21 protein-coding genes are annotated in these 26,942 nt (G+C 57.7%); 10 read left to right on the top strand and 11 right to left on the bottom strand.

Annotated features, from left to right (window positions below):
• Positions 1 to 52: 52 nt before the first annotated feature.
• The 3 genes from ACZZ0G_RS27390 (at position 53) to ACZZ0G_RS27380 (ending at position 1,425) form a co-directional block, all read left to right on the top strand.
• Positions 53 to 700, top strand: coding sequence for a hydrolase (locus ACZZ0G_RS27390; protein ID WP_463558329.1), 648 nt, complete (start codon positions 53 to 55; stop codon positions 698 to 700).
• Positions 701 to 866: 166 nt separating this feature from the next.
• Positions 867 to 1,127, top strand: a complete 261-nt coding sequence (locus ACZZ0G_RS27385) for a hypothetical protein (protein ID WP_463558328.1) — start codon at positions 867 to 869, stop codon at positions 1,125 to 1,127.
• 97 nt (positions 1,128 to 1,224) lie between these two features.
• Positions 1,225 to 1,425, top strand: coding sequence for a hypothetical protein (locus ACZZ0G_RS27380; protein WP_463558327.1), 201 nt, complete (start codon positions 1,225 to 1,227; stop codon positions 1,423 to 1,425).
• A gap of 63 nt (positions 1,426 to 1,488) precedes the next feature.
• On the opposite strand, the gene ACZZ0G_RS27375 is transcribed toward ACZZ0G_RS27380, so the two are convergent.
• Positions 1,489 to 2,787: a carbohydrate porin gene (locus tag ACZZ0G_RS27375; protein ID WP_463558326.1), complete on the bottom strand. Its 1,299-nt coding sequence runs from the start codon at positions 2,785 to 2,787 to the stop codon at positions 1,489 to 1,491.
• 85 nt (positions 2,788 to 2,872) lie between these two features.
• Entirely contained in the window at positions 2,873 to 5,278 is a 2,406-nt protein-coding gene (locus ACZZ0G_RS27370; protein WP_463558325.1) for a glucose/quinate/shikimate family membrane-bound PQQ-dependent dehydrogenase, read from the bottom strand.
• A 372-nt stretch (positions 5,279 to 5,650) separates the two neighbouring features.
• On the opposite strand from ACZZ0G_RS27370, the gene solA reads away from it, so the two are divergent.
• Together solA and ACZZ0G_RS27360 are read left to right on the top strand one after the other, a co-directional pair.
• Positions 5,651 to 6,829, top strand: a complete 1,179-nt coding sequence (gene solA, locus ACZZ0G_RS27365) for an N-methyl-L-tryptophan oxidase (protein ID WP_463558324.1) — start codon at positions 5,651 to 5,653, stop codon at positions 6,827 to 6,829.
• Positions 6,826 to 7,605 (top strand): MetQ/NlpA family ABC transporter substrate-binding protein, encoded by a 780-nt coding sequence (locus ACZZ0G_RS27360; RefSeq protein WP_463558323.1) that lies wholly within the window; start codon positions 6,826 to 6,828, stop codon positions 7,603 to 7,605. Before solA ends, ACZZ0G_RS27360 begins: the two co-directional genes overlap by 4 nt.
• A 43-nt stretch (positions 7,606 to 7,648) precedes the next feature.
• On the opposite strand, the gene ACZZ0G_RS27355 is transcribed toward ACZZ0G_RS27360, so the two are convergent.
• Positions 7,649 to 8,551, bottom strand: coding sequence for a bestrophin family protein (locus tag ACZZ0G_RS27355; RefSeq protein WP_463558322.1), 903 nt, complete (start codon positions 8,549 to 8,551; stop codon positions 7,649 to 7,651).
• 280 nt (positions 8,552 to 8,831) lie between these two features.
• Between ACZZ0G_RS27355 and ACZZ0G_RS27350 the strand changes: the two genes are divergently transcribed.
• The 4 genes from ACZZ0G_RS27350 (at position 8,832) to ACZZ0G_RS27335 (ending at position 13,620) form a co-directional block, all read left to right on the top strand.
• Positions 8,832 to 9,242, top strand: a complete 411-nt coding sequence (locus ACZZ0G_RS27350) for a hypothetical protein (protein ID WP_463558321.1) — start codon at positions 8,832 to 8,834, stop codon at positions 9,240 to 9,242.
• A complete protein-coding gene (locus tag ACZZ0G_RS27345; RefSeq protein WP_463558320.1) occupies positions 9,223 to 11,058 on the top strand; it encodes an FAD-dependent oxidoreductase in 1,836 nt (611 codons plus the stop codon). The genes ACZZ0G_RS27350 and ACZZ0G_RS27345 overlap by 20 nt, the downstream gene beginning before the upstream one ends.
• A gap of 6 nt (positions 11,059 to 11,064) precedes the next feature.
• Positions 11,065 to 11,325, top strand: coding sequence for an FAD-dependent oxidoreductase (locus ACZZ0G_RS27340; RefSeq protein ID WP_463558907.1), 261 nt, complete (start codon positions 11,065 to 11,067; stop codon positions 11,323 to 11,325).
• A gap of 108 nt (positions 11,326 to 11,433) precedes the next feature.
• Complete coding sequence (locus ACZZ0G_RS27335) at positions 11,434 to 13,620, top strand: patatin-like phospholipase family protein (RefSeq protein ID WP_463558319.1); 2,187 nt, start codon at positions 11,434 to 11,436, stop codon at positions 13,618 to 13,620.
• 49 nt (positions 13,621 to 13,669) lie between these two features.
• On the opposite strand, the gene ACZZ0G_RS27330 is transcribed toward ACZZ0G_RS27335, so the two are convergent.
• The 5 genes from ACZZ0G_RS27330 to ACZZ0G_RS27310 form a co-directional block, all read right to left on the bottom strand.
• On the bottom strand, positions 13,670 to 14,683 hold the full coding sequence (locus ACZZ0G_RS27330; protein WP_463558318.1) for an XdhC family protein: 1,014 nt from the start codon (positions 14,681 to 14,683) through the stop codon (positions 13,670 to 13,672).
• A gap of 12 nt (positions 14,684 to 14,695) precedes the next feature.
• Positions 14,696 to 16,048: a c-type cytochrome gene (locus ACZZ0G_RS27325; RefSeq protein WP_463558317.1), complete on the bottom strand. Its 1,353-nt coding sequence runs from the start codon at positions 16,046 to 16,048 to the stop codon at positions 14,696 to 14,698.
• A 17-nt stretch (positions 16,049 to 16,065) separates the two neighbouring features.
• Positions 16,066 to 18,315 carry a xanthine dehydrogenase family protein molybdopterin-binding subunit gene (locus ACZZ0G_RS27320; RefSeq protein WP_463558316.1) on the bottom strand — a complete coding sequence of 750 codons (2,250 nt, stop codon included), beginning with the start codon at positions 18,313 to 18,315 and terminating at the stop codon, positions 16,066 to 16,068.
• Positions 18,315 to 18,770, bottom strand: coding sequence for a (2Fe-2S)-binding protein (locus ACZZ0G_RS27315; protein WP_123594631.1), 456 nt, complete (start codon positions 18,768 to 18,770; stop codon positions 18,315 to 18,317). The genes ACZZ0G_RS27320 and ACZZ0G_RS27315 overlap by 1 nt, the downstream gene beginning before the upstream one ends.
• 86 nt (positions 18,771 to 18,856) lie before the next feature.
• The gene (locus ACZZ0G_RS27310) at positions 18,857 to 19,789 is read right to left on the bottom strand and encodes an AraC family transcriptional regulator (protein WP_463558315.1); all 933 of its coding nucleotides are present in this window, start codon (positions 19,787 to 19,789) and stop codon (positions 18,857 to 18,859) included.
• A 230-nt stretch (positions 19,790 to 20,019) separates the two neighbouring features.
• Between ACZZ0G_RS27310 and ACZZ0G_RS27305 the strand changes: the two genes are divergently transcribed.
• Complete coding sequence (locus ACZZ0G_RS27305) at positions 20,020 to 21,228, top strand: MFS transporter (RefSeq protein ID WP_463558314.1); 1,209 nt, start codon at positions 20,020 to 20,022, stop codon at positions 21,226 to 21,228.
• A gap of 64 nt (positions 21,229 to 21,292) precedes the next feature.
• Here the strand turns inward: ACZZ0G_RS27305 and ACZZ0G_RS27300 are convergent, their stop codons facing one another.
• From ACZZ0G_RS27300 to ACZZ0G_RS27290, 3 genes are all read right to left on the bottom strand, one after another.
• A complete protein-coding gene (locus tag ACZZ0G_RS27300; RefSeq protein WP_463558313.1) occupies positions 21,293 to 21,961 on the bottom strand; it encodes a DUF3313 domain-containing protein in 669 nt (222 codons plus the stop codon).
• Positions 21,962 to 22,053: 92 nt separating this feature from the next.
• Positions 22,054 to 24,084, bottom strand: coding sequence for an alkyl/aryl-sulfatase (locus tag ACZZ0G_RS27295; protein WP_463558312.1), 2,031 nt, complete (start codon positions 24,082 to 24,084; stop codon positions 22,054 to 22,056).
• A gap of 454 nt (positions 24,085 to 24,538) precedes the next feature.
• On the bottom strand, positions 24,539 to 26,929 hold the full coding sequence (locus tag ACZZ0G_RS27290) for a TonB-dependent siderophore receptor (RefSeq protein WP_463558311.1): 2,391 nt from the start codon (positions 26,927 to 26,929) through the stop codon (positions 24,539 to 24,541).
• Positions 26,930 to 26,942 lie beyond the last annotated feature (13 nt).

The raw sequence follows: 26,942 nt of genomic DNA, 5'->3' as shown, positions 1-26,942 counted from the left end.
ACGGGCTCCGGCCGTTTACCGACGTGCGTTACCCAGACAAAAGGACCTGCAAATGGCAAGCGAAGCAATCCGCAACCCCCACACCGATCAACTCCTGACGCCCGAGAATTCGGCGTTGATCGTCATCGACTATCAACCGGTTCAGGTGTCCTCGATCCGCTCGATGCCACGGGATGAACTGGTCTTCAACATCACCAGTGTCGCTAAGGCAGCGGTCAACTACGACCTGCCGATCATCCACTCGACCGTCAATGTCGCGACCGGCCGCAACAAACCACCGATTCAAGAGTTGCAAGCGGTGCTCGGCCATCTGCCCACCTATGACCGCACGTCGATCAACAGTTGGGAAGACACCGAGTTCAAGCAGGCAGTCAAAGCGCTCGGGCGCAAGAAACTGATCATGACTGCGCTGTGGACCGAAGCCTGCCTGACCTTCCCGGTACTTGACGCGATTCAGGAAGGCTACGAGGTTTATGTGCCAGTCGATGCGGTGGGCGGCACGTCGCTGGCCGCGCATGAGGCGGCGTTGCGCCGAATGGAACAGGCGGGGGCGAAGCTGATCAGCCGCGTGCAGATGTACTGCGAACTGCAGCGCGACTGGGCGCGAGACGTGAGCGTGCCGGGCTTTATGGGCGTGTTCGAAAACTTCGACGGCTTCAATGCTGAAAAGGCGCTGGAAGTGGCGGGCAACAAGGCCTGATTAACAGGCCGTCGCTGAAGGTGGCGCTGGCGACAACCGGCGCTGCCTTCATTGGCCCTGTTTCGACGCCTGAAAATAATCTGAACCGCTCTGAGACCTGCTCGCCTAATGATTAGCTTGTGGTCAATCGCACAGGCGCGGTGCCAATACCGGCACACTCCGAGAGGTGGTCAACGTGGCTAAAGACGAAAAGAAAAACAAAGACAAAGGTGACGCTTCGAAAGCCAGCAAGGATTTGAAAGACAAAAAGTCATCACCTGAGAAGAAATCAGCGGCGGCTTCGGCGCTTTCGAAGTCCTCCGACAAGGACAAGAAAGACAAGAAAAAAGACGCCGAGCCCAAGAAGTCTGCGAAAAAAGCGGACAGCAAGCCTGAGAAGGCCAAGGATTCAAAGAAGGCTGATAAGCCGGCCAAAAAGAAAAAATGACCTCTGCGGTGCCATTCATCCCTTGGCTGGCACCCGCGACGTCGCATCGTCTCTGACGATAAGTTCGGAATATCCGTACTTGAGCAGGAGAGCCAGCATGGAAATTGATGAAAAAGCGCCGGGCAACATCTCTCAGCAGCATGTCACCCGCACCACTGACAATGAGACAGGCCATGATCCGCGGCGCGATGATCCTGAAGTGCCGCTGCCGGCAGACGACGAAGCGCCGGTCGATGAAGACATGAGCGATGTGGATGCCAATAACTCGGTTTCGAGTGAACATCCGGAGCCTAGATAATCAAAAGGCCATAAAAAAACCCGGCGTTCAAACCGGGTTTTTTTATGGCCTGCCATTTGGCAATCAGAGCGCCGCTTTCACCTGTAAACCAAATACCAGCGCATTGTCGATGTCCTGCCCGGAAAACGCGCCCGGCTCGATGATGTACTGCATATTCGGCCGCAGGGTCAGCCAAGGCGTGGCCTGATAACCGTAACCGAGTTCGATCAATTGCTCGGCGCTGTCCAGGTTCGGAAACGCGGTGCCATTGTTCAATGCCGCGTCCTGCTGCACATCGCGGCTACGCGAGTTCGGCACGGCGCGGCCATAACCCAAAGCGACGGTGTCACGCGGGCGACCTTCGAACGGTTTGTACAAAACCACGCCGGCGCCATACCACTTGCTGAACGGCGAAGCCGCTTCGCTGGCCGCCGAGTATTGGCCGAAGGCGTGCAGGCTGCGGCCTTCGGAAGTTGGCGAGTTCCAGACCGCCTGATCGATCAGCAGGTAATGCCCGCCGCGACCGGACACTTCGTCGTCGCTGCCGATGCGTTTTACATCAGAGCTGTCGTAGTAGTAGCCGAGCTTGTATTCGCCGGGCAGTTCACCCGCGTGCTTGTACACCAGCTCGATGGGCACCACGGTGCCGGTGGTGTGTTTCGGCCCGAGGTGCCAGGCACGGCTGGAGTTGCCGTTACTTTCCGGGTCGACGTTGAACGCCGCCACGCGCAATTGCCAAGAGGACGACAGGTCGTATTTCACCCGCACACCCAAATGCGCGTTGGGATAGTTGGTCCAGCCGCTGCCACCGGACATGTTCAGCGGATGGCCGCAGAAACCGGCGTTCATGAAGTTGCACAGAATGCCGCTGTCGAGGCCGCCGAGGTCGTTGCCCATGGCCATGTAGCCGAGTTTCACATTGAGCGCCGGGGTGAACAGGCTGCGCTCGTAACTCAGTTCGGTTAGACGCGTGTAGAGGCCACCGTAGTTTTCCTGGATCGGCAAACGGTTGCCGACGAGGTCTTCCGAAGCGCTGTTGCCGCGGCGGTCGTTGATGGTCAACTGGACCTTGCCGGCATTGTCGACGCCGTACAGTTTGCTCAGGTCGAACTGCACGCCGAGCTTGATGTTCTGCGAGTAACGCGCCGAGCGGTGCAGGCCGCCATCAGCGTTGTAAGCCATTTCACCGCTGTAGTCGCCGGTGAACTTGATGCCTTGTGCATCCATCTGGTCACGCAAGCCACCCCAGTCACCGGTGAGGGTGCTGCGGGTCAACAGATCGGAATCGTTGTCGGCCAGCGCGGGGAGGGCAGTGGTGCACGCGACGCCCAGCAACAGGCCTTTGAACAGGTCGGAACGGGAAAAACCAACAGCCGATAACATGTAAATCTTCCTGCAGAAAACTTGAGCAATAGGGGAAAAGCAGCGCGGCACCCGAAGGTGCCGCGCTTTACGTGAACACCGTGGTTTACGGCAGGGCGTAAGCCATCACGTAGTCGCCGCGATCGGTCGACTGACGCGCACCACCGGCGGTGATGACGATGTATTGCTTGCCGGTTTTCGGCGAAACATAGGTCATCGGGCCGCCCTGGCTGCCGACCGGCAGACGTGCTTTCCAGACTTCTTCACCGTTGCCGCTGTTGAAGGCGCGCAGGTAGAAGTCCTGGGTGCCGGCGATGAAGATCAAGCCACCTTGGGTCGACAGGGTGCCGCCGAGGGTTGGCAGACCGATCTTGATCGGCAGGTGCATGCGGATGCCCAGCGGACCGGTGTCTTCAACGGTGCCGACCGGAACCTGCCAGGCGACTTTCTGGGTCTTCATGTCGATCGCGGTCAGCGTACCGAATGGCGGCGCCTGGCACGGAATGCCGGCCACCGACAGGAAGCGGTTTTTGTTCACGGCGTAAGGCGTGCCTTTCAGCGGCACGGCGCCCATGCCGGTGTTCAGTGCTTCGCCACCGCCAGCCGCCTGGCCTTTGTTCTGCGACGGAATCATCTGAATCCACAGACCCAGACGCATGTCGTTGACGAAGATAAAGCCGTGCACCGGGTCAGTGGAAATGCTGCCCCAGTTCATGCCACCCAGCGAACCCGGGAAGCTCAGCGATTTATCGGTGCCCGGCGCGGTGTACAGGCCGTCGTAGCGCATGCCTTTGAAGTCGATGCGGCAGAGCAACTGATCGTACGGAGTAGCGCCCCACATGTCCGATTCGGTCAGGTGCTGAGCACCGATTTCTGGCATGCCCACCGATTTTGGCTGGGTTGGCGAGTACGGTTCGTTCGGGATGTTCGCCGCTTTCACCGGGACTTCTTTAACGTCAGTCAGCGGTTTGCCGGTGGCGCGGTCGAGCACGTAGATCTGCCCGGCCTTGGTGCCGATGACCAGCGCCGGAACGGTTTTACCGTCCTTGGTGAAGTCGATCAGGCTCGGCTGCATCGGCAGGTCGAAGTCCCAGAGGTCGTTGTGTACGGTCTGGAACACCCAGCGCTCTGCACCGCTGGTAGCGTCGAGCGCGAGGATCGATGCGCCGTAGGTGTGATCGAGTTTGCTGCGCTCGACACCATAGATGTCGGTGGACGAGCTGCCCATCGGCAGGAAAACGGTGTTGGTTGCCGGGTCATAGGACATCGGCGCCCAGCTGTTCGGCGTGCTACGCACATAAGTGCTGCCGTCGGCCGGAGCCTTTTTATCCTGCGGGTTACCCGGGTCGAACGCCCAGCGCATGGCGCCAGTCATCACGTCGAAACCACGGATCACGCCGCCGGGCATGTCGGCTTGCACGTTGTCAGCCACGCGTCCGCCGACCACCACGGTGGTGCCGGCCATCAACGGCGCGGACGACAACTGATAGTAGCTGTCCGGTACATCACCCAGACCGGCCTTCAGATCGACTTGGCCGCTGTTGCCGAAACCCTGGCAGAACTCGCCGGTGTCCGCATCGACTGCGATCAGATGGGCATCAATGGTGTTGGTCAGCAGACGACGCTGGCAATTGGCGGCCGGCGCAGGTTTGGCTTCGATGATCGACGAGTTGCTCGGCTGAGCAATCGCTTTGGTGGCGTCGAAATAAGCCATGCCACGGCAACGCTGCCAGACTTTCGACTGGGCGTTGATCGCGTTCTTCCACAGCTCTTTACCGGTGTCGGCATCGAGGGCGATCAGGTTGTTGTGCGGGGTGCAGATGAACACCTTGTTGCCGACCTGCAGCGGGGTGAGTTGGTCTTCGGCGCCGTTGCCATCGCTCTCGGCGACGTCACCGGTGTGGTAGGTCCACGCGACTTTCAGCTTGTCGACGTTGTTGCGGTTGATCTGGTCCAGCGCGGCGAAGCGGCTGCCACCTTCGGTATTACCGTAGTGGGCCCAGTCTTTCTGCGCCTTGTCCGGCTCAACCGGGGTCAGGCCCGGGCCAGTGCCGGTTGCTGCCACGGTTGGATGGGCGACAAACATATTGCCGGCCGCCACAACCACGCCGACCGCCAACACCGCCGCCACGGCGTAAGCACCGCGACCGGCAACGCCGCCGTTGGCACGCTTGAGCAGCGGATAAACCAGCGCCACGACCAGACCGATCACACTGAACATGAACAGGCGCGAGAACACCGGCCAGAACACCAGGCCTGCATCGCTCACCGCCCAGATCGCGGTGCCCACCAGGAACGCGGCGAACAACCACGCACCGGCCAGCTTGAAGCGCGCGATCAGCAGACCGGAAACAGCCATGACCAAGCCACCCACCAGGAAGTACCACGAGCCTCCCAGGCTGACTAACTTCACGCCGCCCGCAGCCAGCGCCAAGCCGAGCAGGGCGATGACAACGCCCAGCCCGATCAGAATGAATTTTGATATGCCCGAGAGGCGTTGACTCTGCTTCACGTTGAGTGTCCCGTTGAAATGAGGCGCGCATTATATAGTTAGGTAACTACCTAGTTAAAACACAAATTTCAACGTGAAGCGTAGTTCGAGGATTTGACTCGCGCACAAGGAGGCCCGGATGTGGAAATGTCTGTCAAAAAGCGCACAAAAATCGCTGTTCTGCCAGATTGATTGTGAGTTGTGACAGATATCGACTGCCGTGCCTTCTGGCTTAAATGATTTGCGCCGGGTTGTAAATGCGACGAATAACCGCCCGTCAGCCTGACCCAGAGCGGTCAGTGGGCGCATCGAGCTATATGGATATGCTTTTTTAATCTTGGAATTCGCCACGCTTTACCGCTCAACTGGCGCCTTTTTGATAGGTGGCTATTTATGTCCGAGCGATGTGAGGTTGTGGTTCTTGGCCTGGGCGCAATGGGTACCGCCACGGTTTATCAGTTGGCGAAGGCGGGAGTGAATGTTGTCGGTATTGATCGTCATCACCCACCGCACAACCTCGGTTCCAGCCACGGCGATACGCGCATTACCCGGCTTTCGGTCGGGGAGGGCGCGCAATACGTGCCCATCGTGCGCAATTCCCATCGCATCTGGCGTGAGCTTGAGGCGCTGACCGGAGAATCACTGTTTGAACAATCGGGTCTGCTGGTGCTGACGTCGAGCGCCGAATTCGACCCTCAAGATCAGAGCGACTTCACCTTGCGTACCATTGGCCTGGCCCAGACCTACGGCATCGAGCACGAAGTCCTGTCCGCCGAACATATTCGCCAGCGCTTCCCGCAATTCGCCAACGTGCACGACTCGGCCATCGGCTATTTCGAACCGGGTGGCGGTTTCGTGCGCCCCGAGCGCTGCATCGATGTGCAGCTCAAACTGGCCGAGCAACACGGTGCGACGCTTTATAAGGGCGAGACCGTTACCGCTATCAGCTCGAACGAAGAGGGGGTCACGGTCACGACCAACCAGCGCACGTTACGGGCCGACAAACTGGTGATCAGCGCGGGCAACTGGAACGGCGAGTGGCTCAGCGAGCCCTATGAGAACTTGCTGAGTGTTTACCGACAAAAGCTGTTCTGGTTCGAACTGGAAGAGAATGCCGGACTGGTCGGCCACTCACCGACGTTCATCTTCACCCACGGTCGCGGCGACGACAAAATCAACTACGGCTTTCCCGCGCTACCCGGCGAAAGCAGTATGAAAATCGCCACCGCGCAATACCACACCTCAACAACAGCGCAGGCCATCGACCGCACGGTTTCAGCGGCCGAAGCGCAGGACATGTACGAGCACCAGGTGCAAGACCGCATCGCTGGCGTGACCTCAAAAGTGCTCAAGTCTGCGGTTTGCGCGTACACCGTGACGCCAGACCGGCATTTCATCATCGACGAGCATCCGTCGCTGCAGCACACCCTGTTCGTTTCAGCCTGCTCCGGTCACGGCTTCAAGCATTCCGCTGCGCTGGGCGAAGCATTTGCCCAATGGTGCACGCGCGGCTCGAGCGACCTGGATCTGTCCTCTTTCTCCCTGAAACGCTTCGAAGGAAAACTATCGTGAAACGCGTCGCGCTCTCCGTAGCACTGCTGGTCGCCGCCATGGGCAATGCCAATGCCGAAACCCTGAAAATCGCCGTGGTGCCTGTGCCCCATGCCGAGATTCTGGAGTTCTTGAAGCCGGAACTGGCCAAGGAAGGGGTCACGCTGGACGTCAAAGTGTTCTCTGACTACATCCAACCCGACCGGCAGACGGATGAAGGCTTGCTCGACGCCAATTACTTCCAGAGCAAACCGTATTACGAGGCCTACAAAAAAGACCGCCCGAGCAGCGATCAAGTGCCGGTCGTGGCCGTGCACATCGAACCGTTCGGTGCCTATTCGAAGAAGATCAAATCCATCAGCGAACTCAAGGATGGCGCCACCATCGCCATTCCCAACGACCCGACCAACTCCGGCCGTGCGCTGCTGCTGATCGCCAAGCAAGGCCTGATCACCCTGAAGGATCCCGACAACATCATGGCGACGCGCCTGGATATCGTCAGCAACCCCAAGCATCTGAAGTTCCAGGAACTCGAAGCGGCCATGTTGCCGCGGGTGTTGAACCAGGTTGATCTGGCGTTGATCAACGCCAACTACGCGCTGGAAGCCAAACTGGTGCCGCACAAAGACGCGCTGTTTATCGAAAGTTCGGAGTCGCCGTACGCCAATTACCTGTACGTGCGTCGCGACAAGGCCAACGCGCCGGCGGTGCAGAAACTTGGCGCATTGCTTAACTCGCCGCAAGTGAAACAGTTCATTCTTGAGCGTTATCACGGTGATGTGGTGCCGGCGTTCTGATTGACTCGGGAGCCGTCAGAAACCCTGACGGTTCCCCGCCCCCTTAAGCGTTCTCTTCAATCCGACGCACGTCACCCAGAGAATCACGCTGCATCGACTGCAGGTTTTTCTCGATGGTTTCGCACAGGGCTTCCATCTGAATCTGGTGTTCGCTGTGGCGAAACGGGCTTTGCAGATCGGTGCCGATGCGTTCGATGGCCAGCAGCATAAACCCCACCACGGTCGAGGCCAGCGGCGTGAACCAGCCCAACGATTCCACCAGGCCGATCGGCACGATCAGGCAGAACAGCGAAATAAACAGCCGCGGAAAATACACATAAGGGTAGGGCAGCGGCGTATTCGCGATCCGCTCCATACCGCCCTGGCTGTTGGACAGATCCACCAATGTCGACTCCAGCCGCGCCAGGCGAATGCTGTCCAGGCGCCCGGCCTTGTATTCCCGCGCGAGCAAAGTCGCGGAACCGGTGAGGATGTCATTGGCAAAGTTATTGGTCGTGCCACTGCGCGCGAATTCATCGGCGGGAATGAACGCGCGGACTTCCTCAGGGCAAGGCTGGCCTTGCAGGTGCGCGGCTAGGCAATTTACATAGGCCACATGCCGGCGCAACAGGGTCGATTTGACCGGATTCACTTCGCTGCCGGAGTCGTCCAGCAGCGTCAGCACCTGCCGAGCGAAGCTGCGTGAATTGTTGATCATCGACCCCCACAACGTTCGCGCTTCCCACCAGCGGTTGTAAGCGCTGCTGTTTCGAAAACTGATCAGCACGATCAATGCCGAACCCAATAACGTCAGGGGCATCAAGGGCAGATTCAGCTTGGCGTTGAGGAAGAGCATGAAATCGACGGTGACGGCGATGTCCCAGAGCAGCAGCCAGAACAACGCCCAGCCGACATAGCCCAGAGTCTTGATGATCAAACGGTATTTTCTGACGATGGCAGCTTTCAAACGGAAACCTCGTGGCGAGCGGTAAGCGTTAACGCTTTAGCTCGGACGGTGTTTCGGGGGGAAGGTTCGCTGGTTGACCTCGGGTGCAGCAGGTATTCGTCAATGCTGTTGCCCCCATTAATCGCAGCTATGCTATCGCGCGCAGGTCTCAGCTTTATTTCATCCTTTTGTAAACGATGGCAAATGTACTGGGCGTGTTTCCTCCGAGTGGTTTCATTAGCGGGACTGCCACGGCTCCGAGCACTCGACATCATGGGCGTGATTTGAAAAGGAAGTCGCTATGTTGGTGATCCGCAAGGCACAAATGGATTCTTTTCGGCAAGAGCGAATGCGATTGGCCATTCGTGATTTAGCCAACTATATCCGCGGCACCTCCGCTGATTTAGTCAGGGAATGGACTACGACCGAACTAGAAGCAGGCTTAGTGGTGGCTCGTGATAAAGCAGCCCAGTGCGCCATCACCGACGCCCTCTCTGTGGCGCAATACTTTGTAGCGATGGTGACCTACTCAGCTGACTTCGATCAGCATCCCACTGTGCGGAAAATCCTGATCGAAAACTCAGGTGCACCCGACCATGGTATTCACGCAGTGTGGCAAGGACTTACAAATGCCGACTGGATGGCAGTGACTGCGACAGGCTCGGCTCCGTTACTGCCTGGAAGAGGTGCGTATGCTGAAACCGATCACTAAAGAGCAGTGGCGCTTGCCAGATTTCTCAACTGAAATAGTTGGTCGTTGCAATTATTCGCAAAATAGCGCGAGCATCACGCATCTGAGTATCAGTCAAGATATTGAGAATGCACCCCATAGTGGATATGTTGACGAACATGACGAAATTTTGTGCGAAGCCCTTGGGCGGTACCACGTTATATACGCCCGGGAATCGTATCTCACTGTCAGCTGGGGGATTACTGGTTACGAATTTGTTGAAGCTGCTGATCTGCAAATTTTCGAGAAAGGTACGAAGAAGCTGGTTTTTTCAATGAATATTGCCACCGCATCCGGCGTTGCACAGAAAATTGCCCCGCCGGAACTTTTGATCGGAGAGAAGTCTTTCACTCATTCTCAAGGTCCTTATATGATGCGGCTGCGTATTACTCAGGTTGCCGCAGATACGTGCATTGAAAATTCTGCTCGACGTCTGTATTTCGATGTTCTGCCGATTATTGTGATCGGTGCTGGTATTGCAGGAATTCGCGCAGCAGAAATGCTGTTGAAAAATAATTCGAAAGAATCTGTTGTGATACTTGAGGCTCACGACTACGTCGGAGGTCGAGCCCGAAGTGAACTGTTTGCCGGTGAAAGTGTAGATTTGGGTTGCCAGTTTTTGCAGGACAGCAACGTGAATCCACTTGTAGATTTGGCTTCTGAATTCAAGCCGTTTCATCACGATCAAGTTCAGTTTGTGCGGGTGTTTGTGGAGGGCGTTGAGGAAGTTGTCACGGAGACTACAACGTGTTGGTTGGAGGCTGAGGAAGCCGGTACCGTTTGGGAGGAAGTTCCGTCTGCTGATGACATGGGCGGTGATGAAGAGCAAAAGTCTGGTGAAAAACAGCAGCAGCAAGACGATGTTCCTGCGCTCCAAAGACCTGTCCCTTCGGGTAACGATAGCTACAGAAAGACCATTGGTGAAGTTGTAACTTTTAACTTGGCGAATGGTGATGGGAACAAAGTGCTTAATCCCGAACTAATGAAGCTTGCTACATCGTTGAGCGCGGAGTTGGATGAGGGTGTAGAAGCTGAATTCTTTACAAAATACGAGCCGGAGGATTTGCTTGATCGCGACAAAGAACCGGACGGAACCAATAAGATGCTGCCGGCGGGAATGGGGGGGTTTATCACCAAGTACTTCGAAGGCCTGAGACAGGACTATTCGAAAAATCTCACGATTTATACAAGTCATGCAGTGGATTTTTTGGAGTTTCGCTCGGGCTCGGCAAAAGTCTGCACCGATGAAGGGGAGGTTGTCGGTTGTGGTGTGGTACTAACGGTATCAACGGAAGTTGTCAATCAGAAAAGAATAGAGTTTAAGCCTCAGCTGGATGAAAGCTTGAGAGATCATTTTAAGAAAATTCCGATGGGACATCTCAAGAAATTTTTCTTGCGCGCAAAACAACATTCGGTTGTTGCGGTACTGTTTGAGGCGCTCTTGGATGAGGAACAATTGGAAAGTAGCGATGTATTACAAACAGATCCTTTTCTGATAACAGTGATCAACGGTATCTCGTGGAAATTTCTTTATCGAGTTCGAGGAGGCATTATTGTCGGATTCATTGGTGGAGCGAATGCCAAGAGTTGGGATGTTCGTTCTGATCAAGAGGTCAAGCTAGAGGCATTAACGGCACTGCGGGGTGCTTTTGTAGTGAAATCTGAGACGGTAAAAAAGGCGCATAAAAATCTTGGCAAAAACAAAGCGCCAAATGACGCCAATTCTCTGAGCGCCAAAACACTGGAAAAAATTGCAGGAATACTTGCGAAAGACGAGAAATATTATCAGCTGAGCTAAAACGATATAAACGAAAGTCTAATAGATGATTTTAGAACCAGTAAATGGAGCGAAGATCCTTGGGTGCTAGGTTCATATTCCTACACAAGCCCTGGAGGAGGAGTCGAAGCTCGCAGGAAACTGAGTGAAGCAGTCGTGTCAGACCTCATGGTCTTCGGTGGTGAGGCGATGCGTCGACATACAGACGAGTACGCGACGGCACATGGCGCCTGGCTGAGTGGAGAGGCCGCCGCTGCCCTGTTGCTTAAAACAATACGGCCAAAATGAGACCACCAAAGGTCTGAGGGGTTTATTGGTTGACGGCTTGACGCTCAGTGTATGACAGGAACTTTCAACTATGCTCTGCGCATCTTCCATGGAAGGATGCTTATCGCAATGAGCAAAATCCCAAGCGTCTACGTTTCGTTGTATTTCATCTTTCTGTCCGGGTGCGCTACGGATCCGACGCAAGATGACTGGCTGAAGAAAAATACTGCCTATGAGCTCAAGAGCAGCTATTTCGAGCCCGCTCATATGGCTTATCTGTTTCGCAACGAACGAGAGGGGGCCGGGAGGAGAGCACCTCCAAACCTCGGCTTGGCATTGGCCGGAGGAGGAACCAAAGCTTCCGGTTTTGCGATGGGAGTGCTTCAAGGCATGCACACCACGGGGCTGATGAAAAACGTCGATATCCTGTCCACTGTTTCCGGAGGCGGTTACGCCGGCTACTGGTACTACTCGCGACTGGTTCTGGATACAGGGGACGAATTCAGAGCCCCTGGAAAATTTGACGTTGCGCAGCTGAATCCATTTTTTGCGGATTGCCTCCCTTTCCGATACTACGAAATGTTTAAAGGGGTTGCGCTGAGTATTGAGCGATGCCCGCAGAAAAACCTCACCAATTATGACCCTAAGGTTCCTGTCACTGCGCCAGGCGCAAAGTATCTCAACGATCCCTATCGATACCAGAACTACATACGGGCCTATCAAGATCTCTTCAGCACCGGGCGCAATATGTTCGGCGCTCGCGCATTCAATTACGACACCACTGACGAGGATGGCAGCATCAACAACGAGATCGTGGAAAACTCGGTCCTGTTGCTCGCCTCAGCCGTCATCAATGTCATTCCCAACATTGTCTTCGATTGGCAATGGAATGTGTCATCAACTCAGCGTGCGTATGCCAAAGGCATAGCGCGTACTTATGGGGCCAGTCCGCCGCTCTGTGAGGACGGTGGGTGTGTGAAGCCACTGTTCAAGGACGGAAAAATACGCCGTGAAGGTGATATCAAGCAGGCGCGTCAACTCACCTTCAACGACATTCGGCGAACATACGAAGAGAAGGGCGCTCCGATGTGGATCATCAATACCACCGCAGGAGAGGATCGCTCCGTTCTCGATATTGGTGGGCAATCCGATTTGCGCTTTACGTCGTTTGAATTCACGCCGTATGGATTCGGCTCAGGCTTGTACGGTTACCGAAAAGGTCAACTCGAAGGCATCACACCGACAGAAGCGGTTGTTTCGTCGGCGGCCTTTTTTGATGACCAACAAAAAGGTCAGATGAGTGTTCCCTGGAGAAACTTCGCAGCAGCCGGCATGAAGGTGTCGACTTTGAACTGGGGGAGTTCATACCGAAATCCGAACGTGCAGGACTTTGCCTATTTTGGTCATATGGCCCAGCCTTTCCCGCTTTATTACGTTGACCGTCTAAAGGCCCCCAAAGACTCTGCATTCATACACCTTTCTGATGGCGGTCAGTCTGAAAACCTTGGCGCTTACGCATTGATCCGACGTGGCGTGCCCAACATTATTATCTCCGATCATGCAGAGGATCGCGGGGGCAACATGCATGATGTCTGTCGCCTGAAAACTCAAATACGTGAGCAAGGCCTTTCGCTTCGGCTGCCAGGGCTTCAAGACTTCGATAAGTTCTGCATGGAAGAGGGTGAGTCCACGCACGGGTACGATATCTATAACTGGCGTCACCCTGTTCTGCTGGGGTGCATTGTCGATAGCCCGACTGATGGCGATGCTTGTATCGAGCCGAGTGCGGAAGAAAAGGCCAAAGGAAAATACTTCGCCAGACTGTTCGTTATAAAACCTGCGATAGGCAGCGAGGCGGTCGTTCGCTCATTGCGTGATATCTCAGAGGCTTGTTCAAAAGACATGGTCCATTGCGCTAAGGCGCTGAGTGATGCCTGCACCAAACCAGCTTCAGATGTAGAGAGCCCGATGTGGGCAAACGCCGAGCCTGCCTCCTGCGAAATGTATGGATTCATGCGAAAAAACGGACCGGGCACTTCAGGCATGGCCAAAGATGATTGCCCACACTTTCCGCAATACGGCACGGTTGCGATGACCGTGGACTCTTCACCATGGATGTATGGAGCAATGCGGGATTTGGCGGCTTACTACACGGGGCGTGTCGGGGCGCTGTTCGATGCGCAGGGCAAGGTTGATCTGCATTTGTTCAATACAGAATTGGCCGATCAGACCAAAAGGCCGGTGGAGCTTGTGCGGGCTAATAAAGGATCGCTGTTGTTCACTCCCAAGGCCGGGATCAAGGGGCAATGCAGTTGAGTCATGGCTCGGCAACTGATGAGACTCCGAGCGATGAAGCTACTGGCGATCAGGGCATGCTTCTGTCGAGCGCTTTGGCCCTGGCAATTGAAAATGCTGGCGGCAGGCTGGCGCCATTCTTCACCGCCAGAATCTCCGCCATCACACTAACGGCAATTTCCGCAGGCGTCTTGCTACCAATGTAGAGGCCGATCGGCCCATGCAGGCGCTCAAGTGACGCCTCGGTTTCACCAAAATGCTCGATCAGGCGTTCGCGGCGCAGTTGGCTGTTGCGTCGCGAGCCGATGGCGCCGATGTAGAACGCCGGGCTGTGCAGCGCTTCCAGCAATGCCAGATCATCGAGTTTGGGGTCATGACTCAAGGCGACGATGCAGGTGCGCAGATCCACCGAGAAGTCGCGCACCACGTCATCCGGCATGCCGACAATCCGCTCCACGCCATCCACCGCCCACGTATCTATGTACTCGGGACGCGGATCGCACACCGCCACTTTGAAACCGTTGAACAGCGCCATGGTCGCCAGATACTCGGCCAGCGCGCCGGCCCCGATCATCAGCATCCGATAGCCCGGCCCCAGGGTGTTGAGCATCTGCACGCCATCGAAACTGAACTGTTCCGGCTTTTTGGTCGGTTCGAGCATCACTTGTCCAGAATCCAACGTCAGACGACGACGAACCAATTGCCCGGTGTCCAACTGCAACAGCAGTTCATCAAGCGACGGCCACGCCGGGTTGAACTCAAGGATCAGTTCAAGCGTGCCACCGCACGGCAGGCCAAAGCGATGCGCCTCATCAGCGCTGACGCCATAGCGCACCACGTGCGGTGCGCTGTCGCTAAAAGCGCTGCCGCCATGGGCGGTGGTATAGCGATGGATCAGATCGTCTTCGATGCAGCCGCCGGACACGCTGCCCACCACGCGACCATCGTCACGCAAAGCCATCATCGACCCCGTCGGACGCGGCGAAGAACCCCAGGTGCGCGCTACCGTGGCGAGCAACACACGCTCGCCGGCGGCAAGCCAGTCCCGCGCCGTGCGCAAGACCAGCAAGTCGATGCTTTCCATCAGATTCTCCCCTCAGCGCATCTGCAGAATGATCGGACTGCTGCTGGCCGGATCGGTGTGTTCCCGCAACTTGCTCACCGACTGCGCATCGACAGCACCGCCCTGATTGCCCCAAGTGCTGCGCATGAAGGTCAGCACTTCAGCGATCTGCTGATCTGACAGCTGCTCGCGGAAGGCCGGCATGCGATAAGCGTCCGGCACGCCAGCCGCCACGACACGCTGCGAACCATTGAGGGTGATGTTGATCGCCGAGGCGCTTTCCTTGGCCAGTGCAGAAGTCGCGCCGGCCAGCGGCGGCATCCATTGCGATTGGCCCTTGCCGTCCAGACCATGGCAGGAAGCACAGCGCGTCACGTAGGTATGAGCACCGGGCGAGTCCAGACGTTGCGTTGCCGACACCGCTTGATACTGCCACGGTGCGCCATCCCGTTCGCGATCTCCGGCAAGCGACTTCAGGTAGTGGGCAATCGCGGTCAGATCTTCATCGCTCATGAACTGCGTCGAGTTGTTGAACGCTTCGGTCATCGAGCCGTAAACCACCGCGTGTTGATTGCGACCGGTCTTGAGGAACTGCACGATCTCCGCCTCACTCCAGCGGCCCAGGCCGGTGTTGTGATCATCGCGCAGGCTTGGTGCATACCAGCCATCGAGCAACGCACCAGCGAGGTACGGCTTACCGGTCTCATCAAGTGCCTTCTCGTTGAACGCCAGGCCGCGCGGCGTGTGGCAACTGCCGCAGTGTCCGGCACCCTGGACGAGATAAGCGCCACGGTTCCACTGTTCATCCTGCGCCGGTTTGGCCGCATACGGTTCGGCGTCGACAAACACGCCGTTCCACAGTGCGATCGGCCAGCGCAGGTTCAGCGGAAACGGAATCGCACTCGGGATATTCGCCTGTTTCACCGGCGCCACACCTTTCATGAAGAACGCATACAACGCACGCACGTCATCGTCACTGAGCTTGGCGTAGGACGGGTAGGGCATCGCCGGGTACAAACGGCGACTGTCGGGAGCGACGCCGTGGCGCACCGCCCGGTCGAAGTCCGCCAGGCTGTAATGGCCGATGCCGGTGTCCGTGTCCGGGGTGATATTGGTCGCATGGATCGCACCCAGCGGCGTGGCCATTTCCAGGCCGCCGGCGAACGGTGCGCCGCCCGGCACGCTGTGGCAGGCCACGCAATCGCTGAGCCGGGCGACGTATTCGCCTCGCGCGACCAGCGCCGGATCGATATCGGCCACGGCGATCTGATGGGTTTCAAGGCGCGAGACGGGCTCGCGGGTGACATACCAGGCCAGCAGGCCTGCCGCGACCAGGCACGGCACCGCCAGCCAGCCAGCGGTTCTTGCGAATCGGCTGTTATTCATGGACGCTCCGGCGCTGATCAAGTGAAGGTGTGTCGGCTCATGGGCAGGCTGCGCACCCGCTGACCGGTTAGCGCTGCCACCGCGTTAGCGACGGCGGGCGCGACCGCAGGCAACGGCGGTTCACCGATGCCGCCCATTTTTTCCCCACTCTCGACCACACGCACATGGACCCGAGCCATCCGCGCAGGCGGCAGGATCGGATACAAGTCGTAGTTACGCGCCCGGGGTTTGCCATCGACCCACACGGCTTCTTCCACCAGGGTTTGCGACAATCCCAACGCCACGGCGCCATTGACCTGAGCCTCGACAATCGCCGGGTTGACGATGCTGCCCGGATCAATTGCCTGCCAGATGTCGTGCACCTTGACCTGACCGTTCTCGATGGACACCTCGGCGATCACCGCCGTCTCGGTACCGAACGGCGAAGCCATAGCCACGCCGCGCGCACGTTTGCTGCCGTCCTCGGCGGTAAACGGCCCGCGCTTCCAGCCGCCCGACAGTTCACCCACCGCTTGCAGCAGCGTGGTCAAACGCTTGTTGTCGCGCAGCAAATGCAGCCGCAAGTCGAACGGGTCCTTGCCGCCCTTGTCGGCCAGTTCATCGAGGAACGATTCATAGAAGAAGTCGTTGAGGGAATTGCCCACCGAACGCCAGTAACCGAGCATCGCTGGACCTTTGACGTAGATCTGCGCGATGCGTTTGTTGGGGATCGCATAGGTTTTGCCTGACAACCCTTCAAGCGCCGTCGGGTCGAGTTTCTCTCCTTGCTTGCCGGCGAGGGCTTCGGTCGGGCCTTCGGTGGCGCTGATCGCTTCGATTGCCAGCGGCCAGCCGTCGTTGTCCAGCGCGCCACGGAAATTCACTGCGGCAACAGGACGGAGCACGTCACGCAGGAACTCTTCCTCGCGACTCCAGATCAGTTTGACCGGACGGCCAACCGCTTTCGCCAGCGCGATTGCCTGAGGGTAGGGACTGGCCGAGTCGTAGAGAAAATGCCGGCCGAAGAACCCGCCCAGCAGCGGCGAATGCAAGGTGATGCGCGAGAGACCGAGGCCCGTGCGTTTGGCAATGTCGGCGCGGAACATGTCCGGCGCCTGATTCGGCAACCAGACTTCCAGCGAACCGTCCGGGTTGAATCGGGCCAGTGCTGACGGCGGCTCCAGTTGGCCGTGGTTCAGGTACTGATTGTGGTAAGTGGCGTCGATCCGCGTCTTGGTTTCCTTGAGAATTGCCGCAACGTCGCCTTCGTTTTCATCATCTTTGGCCGGGCCTTTGTCTTCCGCGAGTCGTTTGAACCAGGCGTCGCTGGAAAAGTCAGCGGGCATCGGCCGCACTGTGCTCTCGGCGGTTGGTTCTTGCCAGTCGACCTGGATCGCCTCGACCGCACGTTTGGCGTGCCACCAACGCTCGGCGACCACCGCCACGGCACCCGGCAAACGATGCACGGAATGCACGCCTTTCATCGCCTTGACCTGCTCTTCGTTGCGCAAAGTGCCAACAGTCATGCCCAGGCGCGGGGCATGTTGAACGGCCGCATGGAGCATGTCATCGACCTTCAGATCGATGCTGTACAGCGCCTTGCCCGTGGACTTGTCGTAAGCATCGAGGCGCTTCACCGGTTTGCCGATCCAGCGGAACTGACTCGGATCACGCAGCTTCACAGAGGCCGGATCAGGAACCGGCAGATCCATCGCGCGCTCGGCCAGTTCACCGTAGGCCAGCGAGCGGCCCGACTTGGCGTGCACCACTTTGCCAGGCTCGGTCGTCAATTCATTCACCGGCACGCCAAGTTGCTGCGCGCCTGCCTGCAATAACATGGCGCGGGCGAGGGCGCCGAGGCGGCGCATGACCGGGTAACTCATGCGCACCGACATGCTGCCGCCGGTGATGCGCATGCCGTTTTCCAACACCACATAGGCTTCGCCGGGCGGCGCCGCTTCAACCAGAAAGGTCGCCGGGTCGGCATCGAGTTCTTCACCGACAATCTGCGCCATCGCGGTGAAGGTGCCTTGTCCGCCTTCCATGAACGGGCAGAGCAGGCGCACGCGGTTGTCCGGGCGGATCTCGAGAAACGCTGGCACCTGCGTGCCGCGCTCGGCCGTCGCAGAAGCGGCAGCTTGCACGCGCGTCACACCCAGCGGCAGACCGAAGCCGAGGACCAGCGCGCCGACGGCAGTGCCGGTGAGAAAACGTCTGCGCGATACATTGATCGGCTCGTGCAGATCCAGCACCGAGGCTTGCTGTGAAGGGTCGATTCGAACGTTCATCATGCGTCTCCCTTGCCGGCCAGCTCATGCACGGCGGCATGAATCGCGTTGTAAGTGCCGCAGCGGCACAGATTGACCATCGCCGCCTCGATCTGCGCATCACTCGGTTTGGGGTTTTGTTTGAGCAGCGCGGTGGCGGCCATCACCTGCCCGGACTGGCAGTAGCCACACTGGGCGACTTGCAGATCGACCCAGGTCGAAACCACCCGTTTACCCACGTCATCGTTTTCGATGGCCTCAATGGTGGTGACCTCGCGACCGACCACACCCGCCACCGGCGTGACGCACGAACGCACCACATTGCCGTCCACCAGCACCGAGCAGGCGCCGCATTGCGCCAGTCCGCAGCCGTACTTGGTCCCGGTCATGCCCAGATCATCGCGGATCACCCACAGCAAGGGCGTATCGGCGTCGGCATCGACCTGATAGGTCTTCTGGTTGATTCGTAGTTCCATGATTCACCCGCTGATCATCGGTTGACGTGCATTGTTATGAGCGGTGACACGCGGCGAGGCGCATCACCGTGAAGCTGTTTATTCGTTCAATTCGCTACTGTGCCGAGGGCTTCTGCTTCAAATGTCTGCCCGCGCAGGAGGGCGATGTCACGACTCGGCGCGGTGCCGAACAGGCGGCCATATTCGCGACTGAACTGCGAAGGGCTTTCATAGCCGACGGCAAACGCCGCCCGCGACACGTCGAGGCGCTCGACCAGCATCAGCCGCCGCGCTTCGTTGAGCCGCAGCCATTTCTGGTACTGCAGCGGACTCATGCCGGTGAGCTGGCGGAAATGATGGTGAAAGGTCGGCGCGCTCATCTGTACCCGCGCGGCGAGATCGTCGATGCGCAGGGCATCTGCGTAGTTGAGCTTGAGCCAGTCAATCGCCTTGGCGATGCGATAACCCTGACCATCGACGGCCGTGATCTGCCGCAGCCGTGCGCCTTGGTCGGTGTGCAGCAGCCGATAGTGGATTTCGCGCAAAATCAGCGGCGCCAGCACCGGGATCGCCTCGGGTTCGTCGAGCAATGCCAGCAGGCGATCAAGCGCGCCCGCCAACGTCGACGACAGGCTGCCAATCGCGGCGCCCGTGCCCGTTGCTGGCTGCCGCTTGGCCGGCAAGCCGCTCTTGGTGATGACCTCGGCGAGCATGCTCACATCCAGTTTCAGCACGAGGCCGACACAGGGCTGCTGGGGACTGGCAAGCATGACTTCGGAGTTGGCGGGCAGATCCAGTGAGGTCACCAGAAACCGCGAAGGGTCATAGCTGTAACCCTCACCACCGACCCACAAGCGCTTTTCGCCGCGACCGACGAGAATCAGGCTCGGTTCGATCATGCACACCACGGGCGGCGCCGGTTGGTCGCGACGAAACAGCGACAAGCCGGGTATGGCCGTGGCGAAGTCACCCGGTGCGCTCACGCGCGGGTCGATGTGCAATGCCAAAGGCGATTGCTGCGGCAGAGGGGTAGGGATCATGTCGGGTCACTCCTGTTGACCGAACTCTAATGCGCGCGCGAGACGTTTCCTATCCATCACCCTGCATCGCCAGAGGATCAGGCAAGCATTCAAGAGGAATGCACTAGGGAAGGGCCGGATTGACCGGGAGAATGTGTCTGTCTGTTACAGGGGCAGTGCTCGCAAGAGCGACAAACTGCTTGCCCCTGCGCATCACACCCCTACGTTTTTTCGCACCACAGGTAGTTCCCATGACCTTTCCTTCTACAGATCCTTCTAAAAGAACAGGCGGCTGGAGCGCCGTGCTGGCCATGTCGCTGGCCGCATTCGCTTTGGTTGCTTCAGAGTTCATGCCGGTCAGCCTGCTGACGCCGATTGCGGCAGACCTGCACATCACCGAAGGCCAGGCCGGGCAGGGGATTTCCGTGTCCGGTGCCTTTGCCTTGATCACCAGCCTGTTGATCGCCTCGGTCGCCGCGCGCATCGAACGCAAGAAATTGCTGCTGGGCCTGACCTTGCTGATGATCGTCTCCGGCACGGTCGTCGCGGTCGCGCCGGGTTACCCGTCATTCATGTTTGGACGTGCGTTGATCGGGATAGCGATTGGTGGTTTCTGGTCATTGTCGGCGGCGACTGCGATGCGCCTTGTGAAGCCTGAACAGGTTTCGCGAGCGCTGGCCATCGTCAACGGCGGTAACGCGCTGGCCACGGTAATCGCCGCGCCGGCAGGGAGTTTTCTTGGCTCGTTGATCGGTTGGCGCGGGGCATTCTTCTGCGTGGTTCCGGTCGCCGTGCTGGCCGCCGTGTGGCTGCTGACCAGCCTGCCGTCCTTCAAGGCCGAGCGCCAGGCCGGTAGCGGCAACGTTCTGCGCCTGATGACGCAATTGCCAGTGGCCTTGGGCATGGTCGCCGTCAGCGTTTTTTTCATGGGCCAATTCATGCTGTTCACCTATCTGCGGCCCTTCCTTGAAGGCGTGACGGGCGTCAGTGTTTCAACGTTGTCCTTGATGCTGCTGGGGTTGGGACTGGCCGGTTTTATCGGCACCTTTCTAATCGAACGGTTTATGGGCCGAGGCCTCTACCGCACGTTGACCGTCATCCCGCTGATCATGGCGGCCATCGCGCTGGCGTTGGTCAGCTTCGGCAAATCACCGGAGCTGACCGCCGTGTTGCTCGGCCTCTGGGGACTGGTCGCCACCGCCGCACCGGTCGGCTGGTGGACATGGCTGGCGCAAACGCTGCCGGATGATGCGGAGGCTGGAGGTGGCTTGCTCGTGGCGATTGTCCAGCTGGCGATCGCCGGAGGCGCGATCATTGGTGGTCTGGCTTTTGATCTGAGTGGTTATAAAGCTACGTTCGAGCTTAGTGCCGCTGTCCTGGTTGTCGCGTCGGTGTTGGCGTGGATGGCGGGGCGCAATGCCACGGAGGTTCATCTTGTCGAGGCGAATGCGGCTGCTTGAGGGGAGCAGCCGTTTCGCGTACCACTAACCTCCGCAGGCTCACGTCAGGTGGCCGTGGTCGGCGCTATTTCTTCAGTTGCTCATAAGACTTGACCATGTCCCGTGCCCAGACATCGAGCACCGCTTTGAAGTCATTGGCCTGCAGAACTTGCGCGGAGTTGTCGAGATCAGCGCCGGCGCCCTTGCGCACCACTTCGGCGACCAGTTTGTTGTCACTTCCATCGAGAAACGCGGCTTCGGTCGCCAGGCTGGTGTCCTGATCACGAATGCCGGTGGCGGCGCTGACGCCAGCGGCCACCAGTGCAATCGGGATCACTTCATACGGACGCAGCCCCTTGGTCTTGGCACTGGCCGCGGTGATCGCCGGACGTACCACCAGCACGCCCGGCCCTGGGCCGCTGGCGAGCGGAAGCGCGCTGGAAAAGGCATTTTTCAAGGTCTGATCGTAGTACTGAGTGATGCCATTGAGGGTCTTTTGCGGGATTTTCGCGGTAGGCTGCGGCTTGGGGAAGAGCTGACTGGGTTCGACGTAAACGCTGGTGAATTTGCTGACATCGACTTTCGGATCAATCCAGCGCATGACGGCTGCACCCGAAGGAGATTTCTCCTCTTTCAGGACGCTGTAGTCGCCGAGAAATCCAGAGTACTGCTCAGGGTCGACGTACTTGCTGGCACAGCCGGAAAGGACCAAAGACAGCACACACAACGGTACAGCGAGTGTCTTGAATTGCATAAGAACGCTCCATTGTCGAAATACTGGTGTGACGCTGGTCTGCGGCGGCGTTTTGAACCGCTACCGCAGACCGACATCAACTGACTCGGTCGTTACGGCGTGACGATGTTGAACCAGAAATCGAAGTCATCCATGTACGACACCAACTCTTCGAGCTTGCCCTGCGTGCCGTCGACTTTGATATCACCCTTGGCCAAGGCGTCCTTCAAAGTGGTTTCTTTCAGGACGATTTTGTTCAAGGTGTCGCGAGTCAGGGACACTTTGGCATCAGCGTCTTTGCCTTCAACGCCTTCAGTGTGGTTGAGAACGCCGTTCTCCATTTCCACCGAGTATTTTTGCTTCAGGTCAGTGAAATCGAAGTTGAGCGACAAACGCTTGCCATCCGCTTTCGGACCATTGAGGCGCATGGCCAGGAAATCGAAGAACAGATCGAGATCCATGGCGCGAACAGTGTCCGGACTGGCCGTGTCCGGAGTAGGCAGTTTCCTCACGCCATCGCGCAGTTCCTGTGCACCTGTGAGGTAGAAATTGCGCCATGGGCCGCTTTCGGCCTGGTAACCCAATTGCTCAAGCGCATCGGCCTGCAGGTTTTTCGCCGCCTGGTTGCTCGGGTTGGCAAACACCACATGATTGACCACTTCGGCGACCCAGCGGAATTCGCCTTTATCCATGTACTCCTTGGCCTTCTTGAGTACGGCGTCTTCGCCGCCCATCATTTCCACGTAATGCTTGGCGCCTTCCTCCGGCGGCAATTCATTCAATGTGGCCGGGTTGCCGGTAAACCAGCCCAGGTACAGCACATAGGTGGCTTTGACGTTATGGTTCACCGAGCCGTAATAGCCACGGTTGGAGAACTTGTTGGCGATCGCCTTGGGCAGTTTGAACTGTTCGGCGATCTCCACCATCGTGTAACCCTTGTTGATCATCCGCAGGGTTTCATCGTTGATGTAGCGGTACATGTCGCGCTGGGACGACAATTGCTCACGCACTTCCTTGTTGCCCCAGACTGGCCAGTGGTGCATGGCGTACATCACCTGGACATCGTCACCCCACAGTTTCAGCGCTTCGTTGAGGTACTTGGACCATGGAAGCGGTTCGCGGATCTTCGCGCCGCGCAGCGAGTAGGTGTTGTGCAGGGTATGGGTGGAGTCTTCAGCGGTGTTGAGCGCCTTTTTCTCCTTGATGTAATAGAGCATTTCCGCCGGTGCTTCACTGCCGGGCGCATACAGGAATTGATAGGTCAGGCCGTCGATGACGTGGGTTTCACCGGTGGTCTTGATGATGTCGGTCGGCGGTATCAGTGTCACGGTGCCGGCCGACGTGGTGGTGCCCAGGCCTGCGCCTAACTGACCAGTCGCCGAAGGAGGTAGCAGGTTGCCGTACATGTAGCTGGCCCGACGGCTCATGGCGGTACCGGCCATGACGTTTTCGGCTACGGCGTGCTCGACGAAGCCCAGAGGGGCGTAAACCTTGACCTTTCCGGCCTTTACATCGTCTTCGTTGATCACCCCACGTACGCCGCCATAGTGATCGACGTGACTGTGGGTATAGATCACCGCGACCACGGGTTTTTTCGGCCGGTGCTGATAGTAAAGATCGAGGGCTGCCTTCGCGGTTTCGGTGGAAATCAATGGGTCAAAGATGGTGATGCCGTCCTTTCCCTCAACGATGGTCATGTTCGAAAGATCGTAGTTACGCACCTGATAGATGCCATCGGTGACTTCGAATAAACCAGAAATATTGATCAGTTGAGACTGACGCCACAGGCTGGGGTTGGTGGTGTCCGGTGCAGCCTCACCTTCCTTGATAAAGGCATACTTGGCAGGGTCCCAAATGACATTGCCCGAGCCGCCTTTGATGACTGTCGATGGCAACGGCGCAATAAAGCCTTTGTGCGCCAGTTCAAACGAGGTCTTGTCATTGAACGGCAGCTCATTGAGCAACGCATTGTTCGCCGCCTTGGTGGCTTCCGAGGCAGGCTTTGGCTTTTCCGCGTCAGCCGCGAAGGCTTGTGAAGCCAATCCAATAGCTGCCACCAACGAAAAAGCGGCGCCAGCCAGTTTCAAGGAACGCCATTCCCCACGGGATTGGCGTTGCACTGTCGAGTCAGTTTCCCGGACCATCTTCTACGCTCCTTCATAGTAGGAATGCGCTAAGCCTAAAGCGCAAAAACAAGCCCACTTGAAGGTAGTAGGAATTCGCAGTTGGCCAGGAAAATCATCGACCGCTTTCAGAAATCAAGTGAAACAAATTTTAACGTAAGCGATGACAAGCTGAGAATTTCAATGGGTGGAAAACTTTCAGGCTCACGCACTGAAAAAATAGAAATGCTATGAAGGTCAACGAGTTATAAATTAGTTGTACAGGTCGAATGATTTCGTCACGCATTGCGACTTAATCGATGACTGCATTCCCGAGCATTGCGGTTACATGCCTTCATGAGGCGACGAGCGGTAATTGCGCTGAACAGTTATTCACTACCAAGACGGTCGCAAATGGCCATGCATACGAAATTTTCCGGTGCCCGCGATTAAGCGGGCACCGCTTCCTATATGGGAAAAAGGCTTACACGCTTGCTTACCACTTGTAACTCACTTTGGCGGTAATCTCGCGACCCGGGTTGTAGAAGTTCGCTGTGCCGGAACCGACCACATGCTGCTCATCCAGCAGGTTGCTGAGGTTCACCGCAAGGTCGGTGCCCTTGGCGATCTTGTAGTTGAAGGCGGCGTCGAACAGCGTGGTGCCATCGCTTTTGCCGGAGTTGGCGGCATCGAAGTAATACGAGCCGACATAGCGCGCACCCAAGCCAACGCTGACATCAGTCGCGGGCACGTCGTAATAGCTCCAGAGCGAAGCGGAATGCTTGGGTGCCGTGGCGAACTCATTACCCTTCAGGGAACTTCCGTCGAACAACGCACCGCGCAGTACCTCGGATTCCATATAGGAATAACCACCGATCAGGCTGAGGTTCTGCGTCACTTGCGCTTTCGCCTCCAGGTCGAGGCCTCGCGCCCGCGACTCGCCCACGGTCTGTTGCTCAATGATGCCGCTTGGTAGCACCACAGCGATGGTGACGTTTTCCTGGGTCAGGTCATAAACGGCTGCGGAGAACAGTGCATCCATTCCCATCGGCGCATACTTCACGCCTATCTCGTACTGCCTGCCCGTCTGCGGTGTGACGCCAACCTGCGGCGGCGAGACGGATTCCACCATGCTCACATAAGTGGACACCTCGTCGTTGACGATATAGGTCAACGCACCTCGGTAGGAGGTTTCGGAGAAGGTGTCTTTCTCAGTGGATTCCAGGCCTTTGCTGGTCAGGTCCATCGAGTCGTTGCGCACACCGCCGGTGATGATGAAACGCTCGTAGAACGACAGATTCTGCTGCAGGAATACGGCCTTGGTGGTCGCGTCTCGCTTGTTCACGGCATACGGCGCGATTGAGCGTGAAACCCCAGTAAACACGGGGTTTGCAATATCAATCGAGGTCGTCGGGGCGTAGACCGAGCTTTCCTTGGTGGTTGAATCAAGGTACTCCACGCCCACCAGGCTGCTGCTGTCGATGTTCTCGAAGCGGGCATCGTATTGCAGCATCAGATTGCCGTTGAACTGGTCGGCTTCGCTGTCCGTTCCAAACTGATAGCGGTCAACGGTGGTACCGACACGTGCGGCGCTGTCGCTGAGGTAAACGTAGCCAAAATCATCGGTCAACTTGCTGTAACGCAGATTGCTGCGCAGTACGAAGCCGTTGTCGAAGTCATGGGTGACGTTACCGCTGAGGCTAGTGCGCTCGACATCGTGAAAGTTGTAGCTGGGCTCACCATAAAACTTGCTGCGGTCGTATTCCTTGTCCAGCGGATAACCGCCACTGTTGGGCGAACTTTCGGTTTTCAGGTAGTCCAGAATCATCGTCGCCGACGTGTAATCCGTCGGTGCCCAGGTCAGGCCCCCCATAAACAACTGGTTATCGTCCTGCGAGTGATCGTACTCGCGGTCGCTGTTTTGGCCTTTGGCAGTAAAGCGGCCAGCCAGGGTTTTCTCGTCGTTCAGCGCATCCCCCACGTCGATGCCTGTCTCGACATGGTCAAACGAACCGTAGGTCACATAGCCTTGGCCGAACTGCTCGAAGCGCGGCTGTTTGGTCACGAAGTTTACCGAGCCGCCAGGGTCCGCCGGGCCAAACAGGGTGGAGTTGGCGCCACGCAGAATCTCGATGCGCTCATAAGCGAATGGATCTTCGCGTACGCCGCGCATCGAACTCAGGGTCAAGCCGTCACGGTAGGTGGTGGCCTGGAAGCCGCGGATCTGGAAATAGTCGTTGCGGTCATCCGTACCGTAGAAGTCAGTGATCACACCGGGCGTGTATTGCAGCGCTTCTTCTGTGGTGCTGACGCTGCGTTGCTCCATTTCCTTGTTGGTAACAACTGATACCGATGCCGGTGTGTTGAGAATGCTGGTGGCCACTTTTCCGCCAACCCAGAGTTCCTTGGCGACCACCGAGTTGGCGTCGTCGTCGGCACTGACCCTGACCTTGGCATTGATGATGAGGGGCGCAAGGCGGTAGTCCTCGACATCCGTTGCGTCGAGTTCCAGCGGGCCGGCGGTCTGTGCTTGAGGGACCAGCAGATAAGCATTCGGGCCTTGCTGTTCGATCTGCAATTGGCTCCCCTGCAGCAACGATGACAGCGCTGCCGACGTATCGAGCGAGCCATTCACGCCAGCGGTGGTGCGGTTCGCCACACTCGACGCGTCGAAGGAAAGACTGATGCCGGCCTCGCGCGCAAAGCGATCAAGCGCCGGCGCCAGTGGGCCGGCAGCGATGTTCCATTGCTTGACTTGATTGCTGTGGTCAGCGCTCGACGTTTGCGCCAGCGACGGCAATGCGTAGCTGCTGACGATCAAACCCAACATCGCACCCTGCAAGGCACGATTTAATGGATGGCGCTGTGAAACCGGGGACGAACTCATTTTCTCGCTCCAA

The sequence above is a fragment of the Pseudomonas sp. AC169 genome (assembly GCF_979258515.1).
Note: the sequence above shows the minus strand (reverse complement) of the source record. Positions and strands in the feature narration are given on the sequence as shown.